This is a genomic window from Streptomyces sp. DH12 (genome assembly GCF_020873895.1).
Taxonomy (GTDB): domain Bacteria; phylum Actinomycetota; class Actinomycetes; order Streptomycetales; family Streptomycetaceae; genus Streptomyces.
Map to the genome: position 1 here is coordinate 1 of NZ_JAHWGT010000908.1, position 469 is coordinate 469.

Below are 469 nucleotides of genomic sequence, written 5' to 3' on the forward strand. Positions count from 1 at the left end.
AGTCGCGCTCGCGGGCGTCGCACAGCACCACGGGTGTCCCCGGGTCGAGGTCGAGGGCGCGGCATACGTCGCGCGCGTCGTGCCGCCGGGCGCCTGCGAAGCAGTTGACGGCGACGACGAAGGGAATCTTCCGGTGCTCGAAGTAGTCGACCGCCGGGAAGCAGTCCTCCAGCCGCCGGGTGTCCGCCAGGACGACCGCGCCGAGCGCGCCCTGCGCGAGTTCGTCCCACAGGAACCAGAAGCGGTCCTGGCCGGGGGTGCCGAAGAGGTACAGGGAGAGCCCGGAGCGGATGGTGATGCGGCCGAAGTCCATGGCGACGGTCGTGGTGACCTTGTGGTCGACGCCGTCGGTGTCGTCCACCGTCCGCGCGGCCTCGCTGAGCATCTCCTCGGTGCGCAGCGGCCGGATCTCGCCGACCGCGCCCACCAGCGTGGTCTTCCCCACGCCGAATCCGCCGGCGACCAGGAT

At 71.6% G+C, this 469-nt stretch carries 1 protein-coding gene; it reads right to left on the reverse strand.

Translation table 11 applies throughout. The features are described 5' to 3' along the window. The coding region (locus LPA54_RS37725) for an ATP/GTP-binding protein (RefSeq protein WP_228984935.1) at positions 1 to 469 on the reverse strand (469 nt) is incomplete at both ends.